This window comes from Aliikangiella marina, from assembly GCF_007004765.1.
GTDB classification, from domain to species: domain Bacteria; phylum Pseudomonadota; class Gammaproteobacteria; order Enterobacterales; family Kangiellaceae; genus Aliikangiella; species Aliikangiella marina.
This window is the reverse complement of record NZ_VIKR01000001.1, coordinates 680,734-701,519: the sequence shown is the minus strand read 5'-3', so window position 1 is coordinate 701,519 and position 20,786 is coordinate 680,734. Positions and strand designations below refer to the sequence as shown.

Here is a 20,786-nt window from a genome sequence, read left to right as displayed (position 1 = left end):
ATCGCCCTCCTACGCTCCCTCCAAACCTTGTGTAGATTGCTCGTGATGACTTTCAATTTCTTCTGCTTCTGAAAGGCGCTGGTTGAGCGCTTGTAGTTCATCATCGGTGGTAACTGTTGATGGCATGATTAAGTAAGTGGCAGGAATGATAAACAAAGTTAATCCTGTGGCTGCGACTAGTCCAAAAGAAACCACAACAGCTAGAGGCGCTCTCAATTCAGCTCCTTCACCAAAACCGATCGCCATCGGCAACAGCCCTAACACGGTCGTGCAAGTCGTCATTAAAATCGGTCTTAGTCGACTTTTACTCGCGTAGATAATCGCTTCCAACTTTTCTCTACCTTTGCGCCGAGCATGGTTAATTGCATCAACCAAAACAATAGCATTGTTGACAACGACTCCAACTAAAAATACGGCACCGATTAACGAAATCACACTAATCGCATAACCGGTAATAAACAAACCAACAATCACACCAACAAGCGCTAAAGGAATCGTAAATAAAATAACAAACGGATGGCCAAGATGCTCAAAAGTTGCCGCCATAACAATGTACACTAAAAATATCGCGAGAAGCGCCGCAAAAATCATACTGTCAAAAGATTGCTGCATCTCTTTGTTTTGACCACCAAACTCAAAGGTTACTCCGGCTGGCGGAGGAAATTGCGCGACTAACTCTGCAAGCTCGACGGTGATATCACTCAATGAGCGGCCTTTTAAATTTGCTGCGATAACGGCAACCCGCGATTGCTGTATACGATCTATTGCGGCAGGTCCTTGTGCTGCTGATATTTCTGCAACTGCGCTCAGAGTCACTGGCATACCATCGACTTCGCCGATAACAATATTTTCGATATCACTAACACTGTCTCTATCGATAACACGGTTTCTTAACCGGATATCAATCTGTCTATCAGGGCGCTGAAATCTGGACACCAGCGTACCACTAACTCTTTGGTAAATCGTATCGGCTACACCTTGAATCGTGAAGCCAAGTTGTGCAAGCTTTTGACGATCGAACTGCACCATTAATTCTGGACTACCGAGTTCGAGTGATGCACGAATATCAATCAACCCTTCCACATCGGCCAGTTGATTAAGTAATTGTCGACTATAACTTCGTAGCTCATCGATATTTTCGCCAAAAAACAACATTTCTAAGGGCGTTTTTAAGCTGAAGAAAGAAGGCCTTCCAAACTGAACATCCGCTTGCGGAATTTGTTGATAAACACTTCGCAAGTCTTCAATCACTGTTGCTTCTAATTCACTATCAGCGCGATCTTTTATCACAATACTAATTTGGGCAAGGTTTTCATCTTTAGTTTTTAATGACAGACCACCGGACACGTTACGACTACCGACCGAGGTATAAACTTTGTCAACACCAGGATGGTCAAGCGCAATTGATTCCATATCAAGCATGACATTATCTGTGGTTGGCAAGGCCGTTCCTTCAGGTAAACTTACATCGAAATAAAATTCTCCTTCACTCATTTGAGGAATAAGCGATGTTGGAATTTTAGGGACCAATTGCAACGCAAAAAACAAAATTACAAAACCTGATAATACTACCATCCATTTATGATTGAGCGCTCGGCGTAACATACGTTCGTACCATGATGAAAAAACACCGAGAGACTCTCGGCTGGTAAATGTTCGCTTCGGTGCGTTTTTTGATGAATCATCATGATTGTGAGCAACTTCTTTACTGCGCCCCAACGAAGCTAGCATCGGGATGAGTGTAAATGAAACGGCGAGACTCGCTAACAAACTAAACGTTACTGTGAGGGCTTGATCTCTGAACAATTGGCCAGCAATTCCTTCAACAAAAATAATCGGCATAAAAACCGCTATCGTTGTTAACACCGAAGCAGTTACCGCCCCGCCGACTTCTGAAGTCCCCTCAATCGCCGCTTGATTAGTTGAGTAACCTTCTTCTTTTTTACGATAGATCGACTCTAATACAACGATTGCAGCATCAACAAGCATGCCAACCCCAAGCGTTAACCCACCGAGGGACATAATGTTGAGCGAAACATCTGAGCGATACATGAAGATAAAGGTCGCAACGACCGACAAAGGAATTGCTGTTGTAATGATTACTGTAAGGCGAACATCTCGCAAAAATAACCATAAGATGGTAATTGCCAGCAAACCACCAAACATTAACGCCTGTTTCACTTCGTTGATGGACTGTTCTATAAATCGTGACTGATCAAATTGAATATCGACCTTAACACCACTTGGCAACTTGCGCTGTAAGCTACCCAAAGCTTGCTTAACTGCAGTGGCTACTTCAACAGTATTCGCATCTCCCTCTTTGTAGAGTGAAACAAGTACACCTTCAATCCCCTGAAAGCGAGTAATCTCTTCCCTGTCTTTACTGCCCCACTCAACATCAGCAACATCACCCAATCGCACAGAGGCAGTGCCCGGCGGAGTAATTCTTAACTCCCGCATTTCTTGCAGATCATCGTACTCATTGAGAGTGCGAACTAACAATTGGGTTTGCTGATTTTTTAAACTCCCTCCCGGTCGATTAATGTTCGAGTCGGATAAAAGCTGGGTTAGCTGTTGTGGACTTATCCCCATTGCAGCGACTTTGCCCTGATTGATATTGACCTGAATTTCTTCTTCTTCGCCGCCTTGAATTTTTGCCGACGCCACACCTTCAATTCTCTCTAAAGTTTCCTTAACTTCTTTCTCGCCAAGTAAACGCAATTGAGTAAGCGGTAGCTCACCACTCAAACTTAATTTAAGTATCGGATCCAATGCGGGGTCGTAACGAAGAACGATTGGGTTTTCGGCATCGATTGGCAGCTGAAGACGATCAAGCTTCTCGCGAATATCCATCGCTAAATCACTCATATCTGCATCCCAACCAAACTCCAGTGTTACTTCGGAGATGCCTGAACGTGACACAGAATGGATTTGTTTTAACCCTTTTAAAACGCCGACAACCTCTTCAACCGGGCGAGTAATCAGTTGTTCAACTTCGGCAGGCGCTGCGTTAGGAAACTCAGTTTGAACAGTCAGAGATGGGTAGCTAAGCGAGGGTAATAAGTTGATGGGAAGGCGCGTAAATCCGACCGCACCAAACGCCAGTACCGCGATTGCGACCATCAAGATGGTCACTCTGCGAATGACGGAAAATTCAACGACTTGACGAATCATATTTCATTACTCGATTCACTTTTTCTAATTCGTTGATCCTCAGTTTTTTGAACGAGTGGATTATCATTGCTATTGGTGATCACTTTAAGCGGATTACCTTCTTTGAGGTTTCTTTGCCCTTTGATCACGACTCTGTCGGATTTTTGAATGCCCGAAGTAACCTCTGTTTGATCGCCTAACACGTAACCAACTTGCACTGTTTTTCGGACAGCTTTGCTTTGCTCCTCAACAAAAAGGTAGTGGCTGCCTCTTTCTTCGATTATGGCAACGCTTGGAAGCAGCAATGCATTTTCTCGCTGGTCCGTTATCATTTTTATCTCGGTGAAATCGCCGGGACGAACCCCTTGCGGATAATTGTCTAAGCGAAGAGTGACTTTAACGGTGCCTGTTGTAGGGTCGACAATAGGGCTGACCAGATCAACTCGCGCTTCAACTTTATCAGCAACACTATCGATGTTTAACTCCACTATTTGTCCTTTAGCGACTTTACCGATACGATTGGCAGGCACATGAACTCTCACCAATAAAGGATTAATTGCCATCATCCGAAATAGCAAGTTACCGGTTGTGACATGGGCACCTAAGTCAACTTCTCGCCACACAACACGACCATCAAATGGGGCAACAATCTGGGTGTAAGACAATGCCAACTCAGCAAGCTCCACATCCGTTCTAGAAGTCAGATAATTATTGTTTGCAGTTTCCCACTCGGTTGGTGATACCGCCCCTGCTGATTTCATTTTACTCAGCCGATTAAACTCCCTCTCGGCGCTGGCAAATTTTTGTTTAGCTTGCTTAAGCCTGAGCTTTTGGTCATCGTCTTCAAGTTTGAGTAACACATCGCCTGCTTTGACATCGTCGCCCTCTTCGCGCAGGATTTCTCTAACAACCCCGGATGTGCGCGCGTTAATCTGTGCATCACTGCTCGGAGCTAAGGTCGCAGTAGTGACATAGTATGAAGCTGCCGTGCCTTGACTTGGTAGCGTTGTTTCTACAGGGATTGGCTTGACACTCGGTCGGGTCTGGGTCGGCTTTTTTCCAGTTTGAGCACCCTTGGCTGGCACAGCATCGTTAGAACAACTCACTACCAATAAAACACTACTGATTGCCAAAACAGCAAATAGCCTAGAATGATGGAATTTAAAATACATAAGTAACCACAAATTAGGTGAAATATCAGATTTCACATGAATTTATACGCAAAATTATAGCAATTAGTTCGACGTTAAAATAGCCGACAAGCATACCCGATTGGATTAATTTCCACTATTTCTTGTCCTACCATAATTGGTACAAAATATTAATCGGTCCTATTTTCTTTATTCTAGCCTTACCAACGATAGGCAAATTGAATTTGTCCCCATCGTCCCGTTTGCGGATAAGGGTGGACAGTACTGCCGCCTTGTCGCCACATTTTATTGGTTAAATTTTGAATTGAAGCAGAAACCGTTAGCGGCGAATTAGGCGACTTCCAACTCATTTTCCAATTGATTAAAGCCACGCCTGGTAAACGGTTCTCCGGCAACTGAAAATCCACACCTTGATTGGGAAACGGATCGACGACTGGAACGCCGTTGGATAAAATATTAATCGGTGAGAGTCGTTCACCTAAATAGACTAAATTAAATTGATTCGCTAATTGCGGATCAATTTGTAAGTCCCAAGTGAAACTCAGCTGAGTCTGCGGAATATTGTAAATTTCATCATCACGAGCTTCGTAAAACTCAACTGATTCCACTTGATAATGACTAGCGACCAGCTTGAACAAATTGTTCTCTAATTGATATTGCCATTCATGCTCTAACCCTAGGGTTTCCATTTCTCCCGCATTAGTGTAAATCGGTTGATCTGCTGCCGCTGCATTATTGCGAAAAACAAAGTCAGAATGCCGGTTAAAAAATAAATTTAATTTCACTGACAACTGCTGTTCTTGCAAAACAAATTCTGGAGAAACCTGAAAAGATTCTAAAATTTCTGGTTCTAGATCTCTTGAGCCACGAAACGAAGACAACGCTGAATAACGATTCCAATAAGGCGGGTCGACGAATGCTCTGGAATAAGAAAATTTCAAGTCGAAGTTTTGATCATTAAAAATAAACGCCACTCGAGGACTAAACTCTTCTATCGAATTCCCGGTTAAACGGTCTTTAACGTCAAACCGGCCGCCTAAATTCATCAACCATTTCGGGGTGATTTCCTGTTTGAATTGACCGTAAAACGAAGCCGTCGATTCTTGTCCCAGTGTTAACACTTCAATCGGCGGCGAAGTCAACTGCGAGTTTGAATAAACCGCAAACTCACTCTCGACTAAATCCATTTGTTCGAACTGAAGTCCAAACAGCAGATTCCCCGAGTCTAAATAACGAGACCATTCTAATTTACTTCCCATCGCCTCCTCTTTCCAAACAACATTTGCAACGGTCAAGTTAGACGGACTTATCACCAAGGGTGCTGCGATTTTGTTCTCGTCATAGTGCAAGCTTATTTCGAGGTTTTGCTTTTCGCCCAACTGAAAAGACTTAAATCCTTGCAAATGCGTCCATGACGATTCGGCGCCAGGCCCAACCCCATTAAATTGCGGAAAATCTGAATATTGGTATGCCTCACCAGAGAGGCCTGCAGAGGAGAAAGGCTCAATGTAATGGGCCCTTCGATAATTGGCTTTCGCACCCCAATCGCTGCCTTTCAATGATGCGCCGACATCGAGCGCGGGACGGTCATCAAATGCGCCTAAACGCACGTTGACAGCTTGCTCCGACGGAGTTGGCGAATAATCGAATTCTGGAGTGATTGAGAAATCTTCTCCTTCGGCTTGGTAATAGTAGGCCCACGCAAGAAGCTCAAAACTTTCATGTACGCTCCCCCACTGACTATACACTTTGGTTACTCCGCGGCTTCCCTTAGCAACTTTAGCCGTTAGCCCTAAATTGTCTTGCCCCGACTTGAGCACTAAGTTTACGACAGCGGTCAATGCGACGTTTCCATAGACTGCGGATCCAGGGCCTCTAATTATTTCAATCTGCTTGATTTTATCGATACTGATTGCATGGTCTGGGTTGGCGCTTGAATATGCGTAACTATTAATTCTCTCGCCATCGAGCAATATGAGTATCTTTTGCTGTGATGACGTGTAAATTCCACGAAAAGCGACATTGTATTCGTTTTGATCTTCAACCGGTGTGAAACCGGGAACATATTGAACAAGCAAGTCGCGTAAGGTTGTCGCACTGCTCGACTCGATCATACCCTGTGTTATCAGAGTGACAGGGACCGGTGTTTGCTCTAGCGATTCTTCAAATTTTGACGCCGCAGCGACTTTGGTTTGCAGTAACTCCGTTAAAGACAGAGAGAAAACATCATCAGACTGCTCTCCACCTAATGCAGGAAGAGTGGTAAAAAACGCTAATAAGGCAATCGAGCGTGAAAATGTGTTCAAAACGCTAATTTTTCTCGTTATTTCTTTTCTCAAAGGTAGTCTAAATTTCTCGCATTTTCAATCAGTTATTCGTTTTACTTGTTATATCTGTCCGGTCTGTTTTTTATTCTAACTTCCTAATTTAGATTCCGCTTAGTGAGCCTTAAGATGACCTTTATCTACGGACGAAAAACTGTTAACTATGTCTCATTAATAAGACTCAAGATACCATTTGTAGGTAAATAGCGACCACTTATCGCGCTTAATCAAAAATTGGTGCAAGAGGCTTGTATAAAAAACACTCCGCCACTAGACTAGCCCCTGGATGATAAAAACTATAAAAAACTTTAATTTCGTGCATGCAGTATTAGCAGGAATAGTAGTATGGGAAAAGGTACAGGGAAACGGCGAGTTAATTCGCTTTTGGGGTTATTGATAGTCGGTATCATTAGCCATTTAGGACACGCTAGAACCGGCGCATTTACTCAAACCGCAATCTTTACTCAATCTGAAATTACATTCTTGAATGGGGTTCAACGGATCAATGTCTGTCAGCAAGTCACTGCGTCTACCGAGAGTCACTTGTTTAACAATCAACTAAACACGATTTCTCAAGATTACCTTCAACTCATTGCCCAGCAGATAAGCAAGCCGCTCAACTATGTACTCGTTTCGAGTCGTTCAGAAGGGAAAGCAAAATTACTCAGTGGCGATTGCGATTTAATGGCCAATTTGGCGCCCGAATCATTCGCTGGAACTAATATACTGCAATCAAACGCTTACTTGAGCATGCCGATTGCTTTTGTGTCTCCAAGAGAAAAGAGTCTAGGCCGCTCAATCAAGCAAATGTTTTCAAGAACGCTAGCGATAACCAAAACATTCGCTAGCGACAGTCAGCTTACCGACAAATTACCAGAGTTTAACTTTCGCCAAGTCAACAATATTCCGCTTGGCTTAGACCAAGTCATTAACGGAGAAGTGGATGCTTTTGTTGCGCCGCTGATGCAAGTTGGTTATTTCTTGCAGCACAATTACACGCCTAACTTGATCATCAGTACCAACCTTCAAGAACACTGGCACCGTGTTTTTGCGATTAGCGCAAATGCAGCGGCGCTTCAATCGGTAATCAATAAAGCGTTGGATAATATTTCAGTGGATGATAAAAACACGATTAACGACCAATGGATTAAGGTGAATTATGCACACCAAACTGATTACCACTTACTGGCGACGGTCATTCTTATTGGCGGATTATTATTTTTGGGGTTGCTTCATAGGCACATTTTACTAACGCGTCACAACCAAAACCTCACTAAAATTTCGCAAACGGATAAACTCACAGGCCTTTATAACCGTGTCAAAACTGATGAGTCGCTCAACTATCATATCAACCGTTTCCGGCGCTATGATGATACTTTTTCAGTGATTCTGATGGATATCGATGACTTTAAAAAAATTAATGATCAACATGGCCATATTGTAGGCGACGATATTTTGGTGAAAGTCGCTAACAAACTCACCAGCTGCAGCCGAAATACCGATATTATCGGCCGTTGGGGTGGAGAAGAGTTTTTAATTATTTGCCCAAAAACAGATCTTAAACATGCAAGAATGATCACTAAGAAACTCTTAACAAGCATTCAGGCTATCAATATCCCTAGTTTAGAAAAATCCCAACAAAGTCATATCAGTGCCAGTTTTGGTATTGCCGAAATCGCCATTGAAGACACCCATGACACTTTAATCACGCGAGCTGATTTTGCCCTGCTTTCTGCCAAACAAAATGGTAAAAACCAGTTTGTCGTTGCAAAACCAGGGTTAGCTGATAATGTGTTAGTCGAACGGGTTGCTCATTAAAAGCCACAGCTCGTCTAACAATTCAATAATTTGAGTTGTTGAGTCTTATGCAGCTGACAGGCAGTTCAGTACTCACACGATGATTCAGCGGAAAACCAGTATTAAAGAAGCGTCAGCATTAGAGCGTCAATATGGATTACCCAAGTTTGACAGCTTTTCGTCAGTCACTAATGACTTGAGCAAACTACAGGTATTTTTGTTTTCTGGATTTTTCTTTAAACAGTCAACTATTGCTAACTGCATATCCCTCTCCCACTGCATCAGCGGATCTTGCGAAAGCTGCTCAAAGGTTGCTCTCTCGCCAAACTCATTGATGTAGCGCATGTCCAAATAAGCCTGCACACTGTTTTCAGATAGCTGAGCAACCTCAATTGCACAATTACTATCTTTATCGACCGTACTTTGCAGTAAACAATTCAACCCGGAGCAAAAATCCAACGCCGGATACACAACAAACAAGTCGTAGTCAGACTCACTCGGCGTATTGGATTCTAACTTCTCTAATTGGACTTCCAAGTTAAACTTAGTTGCGGAGTTAGCTAACTGCTGCCAAATGATATCGAGCTGATTGAATAATAAATCGGCATTACCAAACTGAGTGTGCTGATGAAATAGTTTATAACTCGGCCACATTCTTGATAAGAGTGATGCAGCGAAAGCACGTTGCTGCCAGTCGGAGAATCTAGAGAGTTCGTGAGTAATCATCTTTTTATTAAGAAGCAGTTTTCAATAATAATATCACTGATTGATAAGGCACGACGAGCGAGTTGGAGCTAAAAACAGTTTTTTTACGGATTTTTTCGCACATAGGACTGAGATTTGTTACAGTTTTGCCAACTCAAAATGCCATTAACCGCAACTACTGACGGTCTCTATAAGCCATGCCTGAAACTCCTTCAAAGCGCCATCCCTTCTACCCGCTTGACTCAAGTAACCGTCAGCAACGCCAGCGCGCACAAGACGCTTGTAATAATTTTAATCGTTCTCCCAGCAAAGGACATTTGGAGGCATTGAAGCGGCTTTTTAATCGATATGGCGACGAGCTGAGAATCGAAGCTGGCTTTCGCTGCGACTATGGCAACCGAATTAGTTTTGGTGACCGTTGTTTTGTCAACTACAACTGTACCTTCATCGATGGCGGACTAATCAACATAGGCGATGACTTGCTGATGGGCCCGAATGTCCAAATACTCACCATAAATCACCCGGTTAGCGCAGTAGAACGACTTGAGAAAACTTCCTTCGCTCAAGATGTGTCAATCGGCGATAATGTTTGGCTCGGTGCGGGCGCAATCGTACTACCAGGCGTTTCGATTGGAGAAGGAGCGGTCATCGGTGCCGGCAGCGTCGTGACTAAGTCGGTCGCCGCCGGCAGTCGAGTCGCGGGAAACCCAGCAAAAATTATTTAATTGACTTGATTTCATAATTTACGCATAAGATCACATTTATAATCCCTTAATGAGTTATTTTACGACTATAATTAATCTCAAAGCCGCTATTCAGCCGTAATTCTGCGAAGCTTGTAGCAACTCTAGAATCGTTAATCAGGAACCTAATAAATCGGCAATCACCTATGTCAAAAGAGTCTGTAGTCGCAGATTTACAACAAAATGCCGACACAAAAGCAATTGTAATGGATAAAAAAGAGTTTATTCACAAGCTGTTATTTGATCAGGATGAACAAACTAGTGCAAGCGGCATTGCAGGGTTATTTAACGAGCCTCAATTGGATTTACTGAAAAGTAAAGCTGAATACCTCAACACAGCGGCCTCTCTGAAAACCACCGCCGAATACAGCCTTAAAAGCTTAATGGGGGTAAACGAGAACGCCATTCAATTCTCGCAACGAGCCCTCAACTATATGGACTTTATCGACACTCTGTTCGTAACTTTAGTCGATAAGTCTTCATTGACACAGGATATAAAGCAGTTACTCAATAAGCTCCGAATCCCGATACTGGCCGTCATTGCCGAACAACCGAAGTTATTGCTTAATAAAGAGAACATTGTAAAACAAATAATCAATGACCTTATAACTGTGGGTCAACACTGGCAACGCGATGATCCGAGAAGCGCCCAACTCAAACAACAAATCGAGCAAACTTGCAGTCAACTGCTGAGTGCATTTTTAAACTTAGCTGATTTCGGCAACACGGTTAATGCGACAGCCAACCAATTGAATCACTTCGCCACCAATTTGATCAAACGAGTTGAAATATTCGAAAAACGCGTCAGAGAAGCAGAAAATGGCCAAGCTAAAGCGCAAGCTGCTAAAGAGCTGACTGAACAAGCATTACAAGAAATATTAAGTAAAAAAGGAACACCTGATTTTATCTCGTTGATGCTATCAAAAGCATGGCAACACGTTATCTTTCTCGAGTTTCTCAAATCTGGCGAAGAAAAGAAAAATCAAAGCCTGTTTATCGCAAAAGCCTTGTTATGTAGCTTACAGCCAATTTACACATTCGAAGAGACAGAGAAGTTTATCGAGTTGCAACCGGTTTTATTCGAGTCGCTGAGGTCAGGTCTTGAAAAGTCCTCTTATACTTTCGCAGAGACCGCTGCTTTTCTCGAAGAGCTTGATAATTTACACAGCCAAATTCTTGACGAGGTAAAAACAGAGCTAGAGAAAGGCCCTAAAGAGGAAATTCTCAGACTTAAACCGGTTGAAAACCCATTTAATGATGCTGGAGAACTCAATCAAGAACTCACCCCAGAACCCCATACAGATATTGAGTCTTTAACGCAAAATGAGTGGATCGAACACGTTTATGGAAAGCTTGAGAGCCAGGAGTTTTCGAAAAACATCGTTGACGATTCGTCGGGTACTCGTCGTGAGAAAGATAAAAAAGCGAGCGAAAAGTTATTTAAACTCCTACAACCAGGCCGGTGGCTCAATATAAAAACCAATGATGAATCCATTCGATGCAAACTCGCAGTGCATGTAGAAGCAAGTGATAAATATGTTTTTGTTAATGGTGCGGGCACCAAGGTCGCCGAATATTCCAGCGAAGAAATGGTAACAAAGTATCAAAACCAACAAGTGGAACTTTTAAAAAACGCACCATTATTTGAGCGAGCATTCAAATCCGTATTAAACGAGCTATTCGAAAATCATATCAAAACGTCGAGCCAAAATAACGATAATACCGCTTCGCAAAAGCAAACTTTGGGTAGTCAGCCCAAAGTGTCGAAAAATAAAGTGTCGAAAAATAAAGTGTCCAAAACCAAACCGCAAAATAAATCTCACACGGATAAGGAAGTTGAACAAAAAGTCACAAGTTCCCAACAGGCTGAAATCCATGCGTCATCTTCCGAGACTGGTTTTGATACATCTCAACTGGCCAAGATGTCCGTCGGCAGTTGGGTCGAAATTCGCGTCGGTTATAAAATGAAAAAATGTCGATTAGCAGCGAGAATAGCATCAACTGGCAAGCTGATTTTCACCGACCGCAGCGGTATTAAAGTAAAAGAGTGTCTGGATAGCGAATTAGTCAAGCTCTATGAAAGCGGAGACTTAAAAATTGATGAGGAACACACTTTATTTGATAAAGCTTTCTCGTCGGTTATTTCGAATATGCGTGATCTTAAAGCGGACAAAGCGAATCGCTAAACAACTTTGACCTATCAATACGAAACAAAACGCTCAACTCACTATCACTCTACCGTTAGCTCAGCATCTTTCAGCAAATAAAAGTAGTCATCTTCACTCGCCATTTTGAGCTCTAAATCGAGATGGGCTTTCTGCGTTTTAGGTGGACGCTTTTCGAGGTAGTAGTATACTGTCCAGTAGTATTTGTTTGGCTTACCATACTTGATAAATTCTCGCTGATATTTTTTAAACACACTAACTGAACGCTCAGCCAATTTAAATTCATATTGACTCTTATTGATTAGTGGGCCAAACCATCCTTGTCGCTCTTGAAATGTATTATTTGATAAAAACTCAAGTAGAAATTGGTACTCAGACGCTTCGCTGCCGGTATACTCAAACTTCAATACCAGCTTTACGTTTCTAGTCTGTAACTCAGTTGGCTCATCAACTGTAATTCTGGTGAGTATTTCGCGTGGATTTATCGTGCGGATGTCATCCTTATCCATCGAAGCCATTTTATACATAGCACTTAATGGCACAGAGCTACAAGATGCTAAAATAGTAATCAGAATCGCAATCATGCTAATTCGCGCAAGCTTGGAAGACGCTAAATTAACTAATATCATTGATTAATCTGATTGCCTTTTGTTACTGGTGAGTTTGGCTCAATCGCTATAAACATTTCGCATATAAATTGTAATTTATCTAACATAACGCAATAACGCCAACCAACGCCATAAACTCAAAACATCAGCAAGCGCCGCAGCGACGTATGTTAACGCACAAGCTTTTAAAATCTGACGAATCGCCGGCATATAGGTCGCAGGTACATAGCCACCCTTTTCTAAAATCGGTAACGCTTTATTAAAGCTAGCATCCCACTCTTCCGGTAAAATCGCCATGTAGATAAATACCGAAGAAAGCAGCGTTAACAATCCGATGAACAACATTAAACCGGCGACATGGGGGATCCGAATTATGCCTGCAATCAATGGTATGCCCATAAGCAAATAAACACCAATTTTTTGCATTAAGTGTGCTTTTCCTAAAAAACGTTTACGCAGAAAACTGACGGGCTCATTTCGATTAAACTGAATGGCATGACCGACTTCATGCGCCGCAACCGCAACAGCCGTCAGTGATTTTCCTTGAAAATATTCGGGACTCAAGCGCACCGCATTATCTTGTGGGTCATAATGATCGGTCCCTGGCTTGGTTTCTTCTAGCTTAACGTTTGCAAGGCCAAACTGGCGCAACAAGTGATTCGCAAGCTCACCGCCGGTACCAGGCATATCTGGTAAAGATTTGTTATGCTTGTTAAGCACATACTTAACCCATATTTGAGGTCCAAATATTAGTGCTATCAAAAATAATCCGATTAATGCAAAAATCATAAGCCTGTTTAGTGATTCAAATATCCCGCAATAACAGCGAAAATCCATTCAAATTGGTAGAACTGAGACCTGTCGCCGCGATATAATTACTTCTTAAGAGTTACAATCTTCAGTGCAATGCCATCTGTCACTGTACTTTGTGCGACAGAACCACCTAAGGTTGACAATTAAAGCGAAGAGTTATCGCGAAGCTAAAAAAGTCAAAAATGGTCATTGCTCTAAAAATTGTTATCGATATACCCGTGCAACCATGAAATTGAGTTACTATTTCAGAGTCTCGCAACTCGATAAGGTAGCAACTATTGCACGTTATTACTTAAGTACGTTATTTCTTAAGTACGCTATTACTAAAGTACGTTATTACGTAAGCACGTTATAACTTAAGCGCCTTGATACAAGATAGCATTGCGCGTTTGAACGCTTGCTCACTCGGTATAAGCTTAACCTGCAAAAAGAGTTCTGAGCAAGCGTTAACCGATGGCGATAGAACAAATTCGAGCCGCAGTCGTCAGAAATATTAGCAAGCTTATTCGACAATGTTGTATGCGGGTTAAATATTAACCGTCGATAGAATGAGTTTGCTTGTTATGGACAAACTATGGCCAAGGAATAACCACGAAACGGATTCGTTTTGAACCAAGGAATTTTACGAATGGAGCCAACTAGTGAATGTAGTCGAGTTTATTAAAGACAAAAAACAACAGTTTCACAAAAATAATGCGGAATTTCGCGCGAGGATCGAACCTCAGTTTAAAAACCTTTCCCAGATGTTGTCTAAAAAAATTGAGAATACATTAAATAACCCGTGGTTTTCCAAAGTCGCTCACTCAGAAGATAATAACGAACAAAAACCGTTGGTACTAGTCCCAGCCGCTGCCGAAATGTATCAAAAGCTCCAAGAGCAATTGGGCGAAGAGACCTATCTTGGCGAATGGTTCACAGTTGATCAAGCCTGTATCAGTCAATTTGCGGATGTAACCGGCGATCATCAGTGGATTCATACGGATCCGGAACGGGCAGCAAAAGAGTCACCTTTTAAAGCGACTATCGCCCACGGTTTTTTGACCTTGGCGTTACTACCTAAACTGACCGGCTCCGTAGACGACGTCAACCGCTACCCAGAAGCAAAAATGGCGGTTAATTACGGCCTAAACCAAGTCCGCTTCCCTTATCCGGTCAAGTCTGGATCGCGAGTTCGAGCGCGTTGTAAACTGGTAGGCCTTTCACCGATGAGAAAAAGCATCGAACTGGTTCATGAAGTAAGCCTTGAAGTAGAAAATAGCAAGCGATTGGGCTGCGTCGCTGAGACCGTTTTACGGCTCTACTTTTAGCGCGCAACCCACTAGTTGGCTACTATAACAGCCAACTAAGTCCCGCTAAGCTACATTCAAGAACGCGAGTATTTCTCTCGCAGCTTGTCGCCCTTCGGCTATCGCAGTGACGACTAAATCAGCGCCTCTCACCATATCACCTCCGGCAAAAACTGCGTTAGCATCGGTTTGCTGTTGATAAGGTAAATCGTACTCTTCTGTTGGCTTAGTCACGACAAGACCATTAGCATGAGTCTTGACCCCGAGCTTTTCAAACCAATCAGCAGGACTGGCTTTAAAACCAAACGCTAAAATAACGATATCGGCCTCTAACAGCGAGGTTTGATTGTCATCCACGACAAAATTCTTTCGGTTGGAAGTAGCCTCTTCTTCAAGTACCGTCTCGGCAACTTTAACACCGACAAGTTTTTCACCGTCGACACAAATTTCTATTGGCTGTTTGTTATAAATAAAGTTAATCCCTTCTTCCTTGGCGTTTTTAACTTCTTGCGGCGAGCCTGGCATAGACGCTTCGTCTCGTCGATAAACACAGTCCACTGATGCCGCTTTTAGTCTAATGGCAGAGCGAACGCAATCCATCGCGGTATCACCACCGCCAAGCACTACAACCTTTTTACCACTGACGTCAATCGCTGGATAACCTTGCATGTTAAACTGTTGTTGTTGATTAACATTGCCAATCAAAAAGTCTAAAGCTTTAACTACCCCGGCAGTTTGACTCCCCGGTAAATTACCGGTCACTGGCGTGTAACAGCCCATTCCAAGGAAAATGGAATCAAAATCTTGCTGAAGCTCCTCTATAGAAACCTGTTTTCCGATTTCAGTATTTAGTCTAAATTCAACACCAATATCCTCTAAAAACTCGCGGCGCTTTTTAACCACGTCTTTTTCCAGTTTAAAACCGGGAATACCAAAGGTTAGCAACCCGCCGATTTCTGGATACTTGTCATAAACAACCGCTTTGACACCGTTGCGTGCCAGTAACTCTGCACATCCCAGCCCTGCTGGACCAGCCCCAACAATCGCCACCGATTTACCTGAGTTTGATACCAGTGACAAATCAGGGCGCCAGTTTTTAGCAAGTGCTCTATCAGTAACATTTTTTTCAATCGCACCGATAGTAACGGCGCCAAACCCAGTGTTGAGGGTGCATGCTTGCTCACATAATCTATCTTGAGGACAGACTCGTCCGCAAATTTCAGGCAATGGATTGGTTTCGTGCATTAGTTCAGCAGCAAGATCATATTTTTCTTTCTGAACCAAATCTAACCAATTGGGAATATAGTTATGTAGTGGGCATTTCCACTCACAATAGGGATTTCCGCAATCAAGACACCTATCAGCCTGCGCCTTAAGTTCAGGTTCATCTTTGGGAACATAAATTTCTTTAAAATCGATCAACCGATTTTGTACGCTACGCTTTTTGCTGATACTTCGTTGTTGATTGATAAACGATAATGGATCGATTTTGTTAACTTTGTTTTGGCTCATTTAACAATCCTCAATTTAGATACTTCTACGGCGGCTTGGCCGGTAGTTTTGGGTACCACCACCGTAAAATAATCGAGATATTGACGTAAATTGTTTTTAATTTTGGTTGCCCAAGGACTACTAGTATTTTCGATATGTTTATCGAGCAACTCTTCAAGTATTGCCTGAAAACTATCGCACTCTGGTTCGACTAAAGGCATTAATTCAACATGTTCGAAATTAGTCCTTTTAGCGAGCGTCTCTCGTAAATCGAGGACGATGGCTGTTCCTCCTGTCATGCCGGCCGCAAAATTTTCACCGACCGGACCTAATACAACAACAGTACCACCAGTCATGTATTCACACCCATGGTCACCGACCCCTTCAACCACGGCGTTAGCACCGGAATTTCGTACCGCGAATCGTTCACCAGCCTGGCCCGCGGCAAAAAGCTCTCCGCCACTAGCACCATATAAGCAGGTGTTTCCAATGATTGCACCGCGGCTAGCAACGTATTGAATATTTTTTTGCGGGAAAATACTGATGCTGCCACCTGACATTCCTTTGCCAACGTAATCGTTGGCATCACCAGTTAAACTAAGCTGTATATTTGGCCCATTCCAAACACCAAAACTTTGACCAGCGACACCAGTGAAGCTAACTTTAACTTGTGGAGAAAACGGTTGGCTAGTCTCTTCACTCGCTAACAAACCAGACAAAGCCGCGCCAACGCTTCTATCATAATTTTTAATGGCATAGTTAAAACTAAGCTCTGCGTTACTCGCTTTAGCTTCCTTAAAATCGGCAACGATTTTTTGATTAAGCAATCCTTTATCAAACGGAAGGTTACGCTTTCCTTCATAATGCGCGGGGCCGGAATTAGGCCGTTTAGCTGAATCTAAAATAACCCGCAGGTCAAGATGATTTTGTTTGTCCGTTTTACCTTCAATAATTGTTAGTAAATCAGTGCGGCCAATTAACTCGTTCAACGAGCTAACGCCTAACTTTGCCAACCACTCTCGAGTCTCTTGCGTGATAAACTCAAAATAATTAATCACTTTTTCCGGTAAGCCGTTATAGTGCTGACTACGCAACACTCGGTTTTGTGTCGCTACACCCGTTGCGCAGTTATTAAGATGACAAATACGTAAAAACTTACAACCAAGTGCAACCATTGGTCCAGTACCAAAACCAAAACTATCGGCCCCTAAAATCGCACCTTTGATCACATCCAAGCCAGTCTTTAATCCACCATCAACTTGGAGACAAATCCTGTCTCTCAAGCCATTTTCAATCAGCGCTTGGTGGGCTTCACTAAGGCCCAACTCCCAAGGTGTCCCCGCATACTTAACGGATGTCAATGGCGACGCTCCTGTTCCACCGTCATGACCCGCGATGGTGATCATGTCTGCATAGGCTTTCGCCACACCGGCTGCAATGGTACCAACTCCTGGCCCGGAAACTAATTTCACCGAAATTAATGCGTTTGGACTGACTTGTTTTAAATCGAATATAAGCTGTGCGATATCTTCGATCGAGTAAATATCATGGTGAGGCGGCGGGGAAATCAAAGTGACGCCGGGCGTCGAATTACGTAACTTAGCAATTTCAACGGTTACTTTTGCGCCGGGTAACTGACCTCCCTCACCGGGCTTTGCGCCTTGGGCAATTTTGATCTGTAACACCTCAGCATTCACCAAATATTTCGCTGTAACCCCAAAGCGTCCAGAAGCAACCTGTTTTATTTTTGACGTTCGAATCGTTCCATATCGAGCGGGATCTTCGCCACCTTCACCGCTATTCGAACGACCGCCAATAGTGTTCATCGCTATTGCGAGAGATTCGTGAGCTTCTGGGCTGAGCGCGCCTATCGACATTCCGGCTGAATCAAAACGTTTCATAATCGCGGACTTAGCTTCTACCTTATCAAGCGGTAGTGGCTGTTCTTGAAGTTTCAATTCAAACAAATCTCTTATAGTCGCAATCGGCCGGTTATTAACCGCGTTAGCATATTCCTGATATTGCGCGAAATCACCTGAGTTCACGGCTTGTTGTAAAGTCTGAATTACATCCGGGTTATAACAATGATACTCGCCACCATGAACAAATTTGAGCTGACCACTTCGCTCTGTTAACTGACTTGGCGACCAAGCTCTTTTGGCCGGAATACGACTGTCATTTTGCAAATCCTCAAATGTTGCCCCTTGAATTCTTGACCACATTCCAGGAAAACAAAGATTGATAATTTCGTCAGACAAACCAACCGCTTCAAATAACTGAGCGCCACGATAACTAGCAATCGTCGAAATTCCCATTTTCGACATGATTTTTAATAAGCCTTTGTTTATTCCCATAAAGTAATTACGACGCGCCGTAATCAGATCATGTTCAAGCAAACCATCGATGTGTAACTTGTTAATTAATTGCAATGCAAGATAGGGATATATCGCGGTTGCCCCGACGCCTATCAATACCGCAAAGTGGTGTGGGTCACGGGTTGTCGCAGTTTCTACAATAATATTGGTGTCACAACGTAAGCCTTCTTCAATTAAACGATTATGCACAGCACCAGTTGCCAAAGCGGCATGAATGGCAAGCTTACCAGGAACAATATCACGATCAGATAACCTTAAAATCACACAGCCTCGTTTAACTAAATTAATCGCATCGTTACAAAGTTTTTCAATCGCCGACTTCAATGAAATATTTTCATCATAGTTGAGTGATAATGTTTGTTGCTGATAATGATTTTGATCGAGTTTGGATAGTTGCTCTAACTTGGCATAATTCAAAATAGGTTTGCTAATAATGGCTCGCGACGCCAAGCCATTGGTTTCCTGAAATACGTTATGTTCTCGACCAAAGCAAGTTTCCAATGACATCACCGATTTTTCCCTGAGCGGGTCGATGGGCGGATTGGTTACCTGGGCAAATTGCTGGCGAAAATAATCATAAACGCTTCGCGATTTTCTTGATAAAACAGCAACCGGTGTGTCATCTCCCATTGAACCAGTTGGCTCTTGACTTTGATTCGCCATCACCTTAATGATTTGATCTTTTTCTTCTGCGGAAACCCCAAAATATTTTTCAAATCGATGAATCGTGTCAAGGTTTTCTTCAATGTAAGTTTTAGCGCCTTGTTTTTCTAGGTAGGGGTTGGAACGCAATCGAATAGTATTTTCTCGTAACCATTCGAGGTAAGGATGCCGACTCTTTAACATATCGTCGATCTTATTGGTGCGCCAAATTTGTCCCGTTGATATATCCGCAGCGAGCATTTCGCCGGGACCAACACGATCCTTTTCAATGACATCAGCTTCATCATAATCCCAAACGCCAACTTCCGAAGCAACTGTTAAAATTCTATCTCGGGTAATAACGTACCTTGCAGGTCGTAAACCATTACGATCTAAAGTACATGCGATTTGCTGGCCATTCGACATCACAATTCCAGCCGGTCCATCCCACGGTTCAGTGTGCATCGAATTAAATTCATAAAACGCTTTTAGATCGGGATCCATATTGCTCCGGTTAGCCCAAGCAGGCGGAACTAACAATCGTAGCGCTCTGAAAATATCCATTCCACCAGCGAGCATCACTTCAAGCATATTATCAAGTGATGATGAGTCTGAACCCGATTGATTAACGAGGTGTTCTAAACTGGCTAAGTCAGGTAGCAGTGGCGTGTATAGTTTTTTCTGCCTGGCGACTGCCCATTTTCGATTACCTGAAATCGTATTTATTTCGCCATTATGAGCAAGAAACCGAAACGGCTGGGCAAACTTCCAAAGCGGTGCAGTGTTTGTTGAAAAACGTTGATGGAATAAGCAAATTGCACTGGCCATATCTTCGTCGGCAAGATCGGTATAAAACTGATCCAGGTACTTGGGAATAACTAAACCTTTATAAACTATCATCAAAGTTGACAAAGAAACGACATAATAATCTTGTGACTGAATACGGTCGGCAGCTCTTCTCCTCGCCATAAATAACCGCCGCTCGAGATCATATTGTCCCCAACCAGCCGGCGCGTTGACAAAAACTTGTTCGATTTGCGGTAACGTGGATAAAGCATTATCACCACACACTGCAGTATCGATTGGAACTTTTCTCCAACCCGCAATTAACAAAGTTTCTTTGGTTAACTCTTCTTCAAGAATGCGACGACATTCATCAGCATCGCTTTCATCTTGACTCAAAAAAACTTGACCAACAGCAAAGTTCTCAGCGAGAGAGAAACCTTCTTGTTGTGCAATCTTTTTAAAGAACGAGTGATTCAATTGGATTGATAAACCACAGCCGTCGCCGGTCTTACCATCGGCATGAACAGCTCCTCGATGAGTCATTCTTTTCAGCGCAGTAATTGCCGTCTTGATTAATTGGTGACTTTGATGTCCATCAAGCTGAGCAATAAGACCAAAACCACAATTATCTTTAGCCTGGTTGGACTGATATAAAGTCATAAATTACCTCTCACAGAAATATAATAATCGCCCTTTGTGTTTCATCCTAAACTCGCAGATGAGAGCTTATTAATTATAGCTTCAGCT

Annotated in this window: 12 protein-coding genes; 4 read left to right on the top strand and 8 right to left on the bottom strand. The window is 42.8% G+C overall.

Translation table 11 applies throughout. From position 1 onward, the window contains the following. Window positions 1–9: 9 nt before the first annotated feature. The 3 genes from FLL45_RS03135 to FLL45_RS03125 all read right to left on the bottom strand — a co-directional run bounded on the left by FLL45_RS03135 (window position 10) and on the right by FLL45_RS03125 (window position 6,610). Entirely contained in the window at window positions 10–3,174 is a 3,165-nt protein-coding gene (locus FLL45_RS03135) for an efflux RND transporter permease subunit (protein ID WP_142888320.1), read from the bottom strand. Further along, window positions 3,171–4,325: an efflux RND transporter periplasmic adaptor subunit gene (locus tag FLL45_RS03130; protein WP_142888319.1), complete on the bottom strand. Its 1,155-nt coding sequence runs from the start codon at window positions 4,323–4,325 to the stop codon at window positions 3,171–3,173. Before FLL45_RS03130 ends, FLL45_RS03135 begins: the two co-directional genes overlap by 4 nt. A 179-nt stretch (window positions 4,326–4,504) precedes the next feature. Beyond that, window positions 4,505–6,610, bottom strand: a complete 2,106-nt coding sequence (locus tag FLL45_RS03125) for a TonB-dependent receptor plug domain-containing protein (protein ID WP_142888318.1) — start codon at window positions 6,608–6,610, stop codon at window positions 4,505–4,507. A gap of 363 nt (window positions 6,611–6,973) precedes the next feature. Here FLL45_RS03125 and FLL45_RS03120 point away from each other — a divergent pair, with 363 nt between their 5' ends. Continuing rightward, on the top strand, window positions 6,974–8,446 hold the full coding sequence (locus tag FLL45_RS03120; RefSeq protein ID WP_142888317.1) for a transporter substrate-binding domain-containing diguanylate cyclase: 1,473 nt from the start codon (window positions 6,974–6,976) through the stop codon (window positions 8,444–8,446). Window positions 8,447–8,572: 126 nt separating this feature from the next. Here FLL45_RS03120 and FLL45_RS03115 read toward each other — a convergent pair whose 3' ends face one another. Continuing rightward, window positions 8,573–9,151: a YjaG family protein gene (locus FLL45_RS03115; RefSeq protein WP_142888316.1), complete on the bottom strand. Its 579-nt coding sequence runs from the start codon at window positions 9,149–9,151 to the stop codon at window positions 8,573–8,575. 176 nt (window positions 9,152–9,327) lie between these two features. On the opposite strand from FLL45_RS03115, the gene FLL45_RS23075 reads away from it, so the two are divergent. Then, entirely contained in the window at window positions 9,328–9,855 is a 528-nt protein-coding gene (locus tag FLL45_RS23075; RefSeq protein WP_142888315.1) for a sugar O-acetyltransferase, read from the top strand. Between the two features lie 164 nt (window positions 9,856–10,019). Beyond that, window positions 10,020–12,059, top strand: coding sequence for a DUF1631 family protein (locus FLL45_RS03105; RefSeq protein ID WP_142888314.1), 2,040 nt, complete (start codon window positions 10,020–10,022; stop codon window positions 12,057–12,059). Between the two features lie 44 nt (window positions 12,060–12,103). Here the strand turns inward: FLL45_RS03105 and FLL45_RS03100 are convergent, their stop codons facing one another. Together FLL45_RS03100 and FLL45_RS03095 are read right to left on the bottom strand one after the other, a co-directional pair. Beyond that, window positions 12,104–12,667, bottom strand: coding sequence for a hypothetical protein (locus FLL45_RS03100; RefSeq protein ID WP_142888313.1), 564 nt, complete (start codon window positions 12,665–12,667; stop codon window positions 12,104–12,106). A 75-nt stretch (window positions 12,668–12,742) separates the two neighbouring features. Continuing rightward, window positions 12,743–13,435 carry a zinc metallopeptidase gene (locus tag FLL45_RS03095; protein WP_142888312.1) on the bottom strand — a complete coding sequence of 231 codons (693 nt, stop codon included), beginning with the start codon at window positions 13,433–13,435 and terminating at the stop codon, window positions 12,743–12,745. Window positions 13,436–14,100: 665 nt separating this feature from the next. Between FLL45_RS03095 and FLL45_RS03090 the strand changes: the two genes are divergently transcribed. Then, entirely contained in the window at window positions 14,101–14,766 is a 666-nt protein-coding gene (locus tag FLL45_RS03090) for a MaoC family dehydratase (RefSeq protein WP_210247099.1), read from the top strand. 45 nt (window positions 14,767–14,811) lie between these two features. Here FLL45_RS03090 and FLL45_RS03085 read toward each other — a convergent pair whose 3' ends face one another. Together FLL45_RS03085 and gltB are read right to left on the bottom strand one after the other, a co-directional pair. After that, the gene (locus tag FLL45_RS03085; RefSeq protein ID WP_142888311.1) at window positions 14,812–16,257 is read right to left on the bottom strand and encodes an FAD-dependent oxidoreductase; all 1,446 of its coding nucleotides are present in this window, start codon (window positions 16,255–16,257) and stop codon (window positions 14,812–14,814) included. Continuing rightward, window positions 16,254–20,699 carry a glutamate synthase large subunit gene (gene gltB, locus FLL45_RS03080; protein ID WP_142888310.1) on the bottom strand — a complete coding sequence of 1,482 codons (4,446 nt, stop codon included), beginning with the start codon at window positions 20,697–20,699 and terminating at the stop codon, window positions 16,254–16,256. Before gltB ends, FLL45_RS03085 begins: the two co-directional genes overlap by 4 nt. Window positions 20,700–20,786 lie beyond the last annotated feature (87 nt).

Bases quoted from the DNA above. Each gene is read 5' to 3' on its own strand.
- FLL45_RS23075 (WP_142888315.1), top strand. From the start codon at position 9,328: ATGCCTGAAACTCCTTCAAAGCGCCATCCCTTCTACCCGCTTGACTCA.
- gltB (WP_142888310.1), bottom strand. From the start codon at position 20,699: ATGACTTTATATCAGTCCAACCAGGCTAAAGATAATTGTGGTTTTGGT.
- FLL45_RS03095 (WP_142888312.1), bottom strand. From the start codon at position 13,435: ATGATTTTTGCATTAATCGGATTATTTTTGATAGCACTAATATTTGGA.
- FLL45_RS03120 (WP_142888317.1), top strand. From the start codon at position 6,974: ATGGGAAAAGGTACAGGGAAACGGCGAGTTAATTCGCTTTTGGGGTTA.
- FLL45_RS03105 (WP_142888314.1), top strand. From the start codon at position 10,020: ATGTCAAAAGAGTCTGTAGTCGCAGATTTACAACAAAATGCCGACACA.
- FLL45_RS03100 (WP_142888313.1), bottom strand. From the start codon at position 12,667: ATGATATTAGTTAATTTAGCGTCTTCCAAGCTTGCGCGAATTAGCATG.
- FLL45_RS03085 (WP_142888311.1), bottom strand. From the start codon at position 16,257: ATGAGCCAAAACAAAGTTAACAAAATCGATCCATTATCGTTTATCAAT.
- FLL45_RS03130 (WP_142888319.1), bottom strand. From the start codon at position 4,325: ATGTATTTTAAATTCCATCATTCTAGGCTATTTGCTGTTTTGGCAATC.
- FLL45_RS03135 (WP_142888320.1), bottom strand. From the start codon at position 3,174: ATGATTCGTCAAGTCGTTGAATTTTCCGTCATTCGCAGAGTGACCATC.
- FLL45_RS03115 (WP_142888316.1), bottom strand. From the start codon at position 9,151: ATGATTACTCACGAACTCTCTAGATTCTCCGACTGGCAGCAACGTGCT.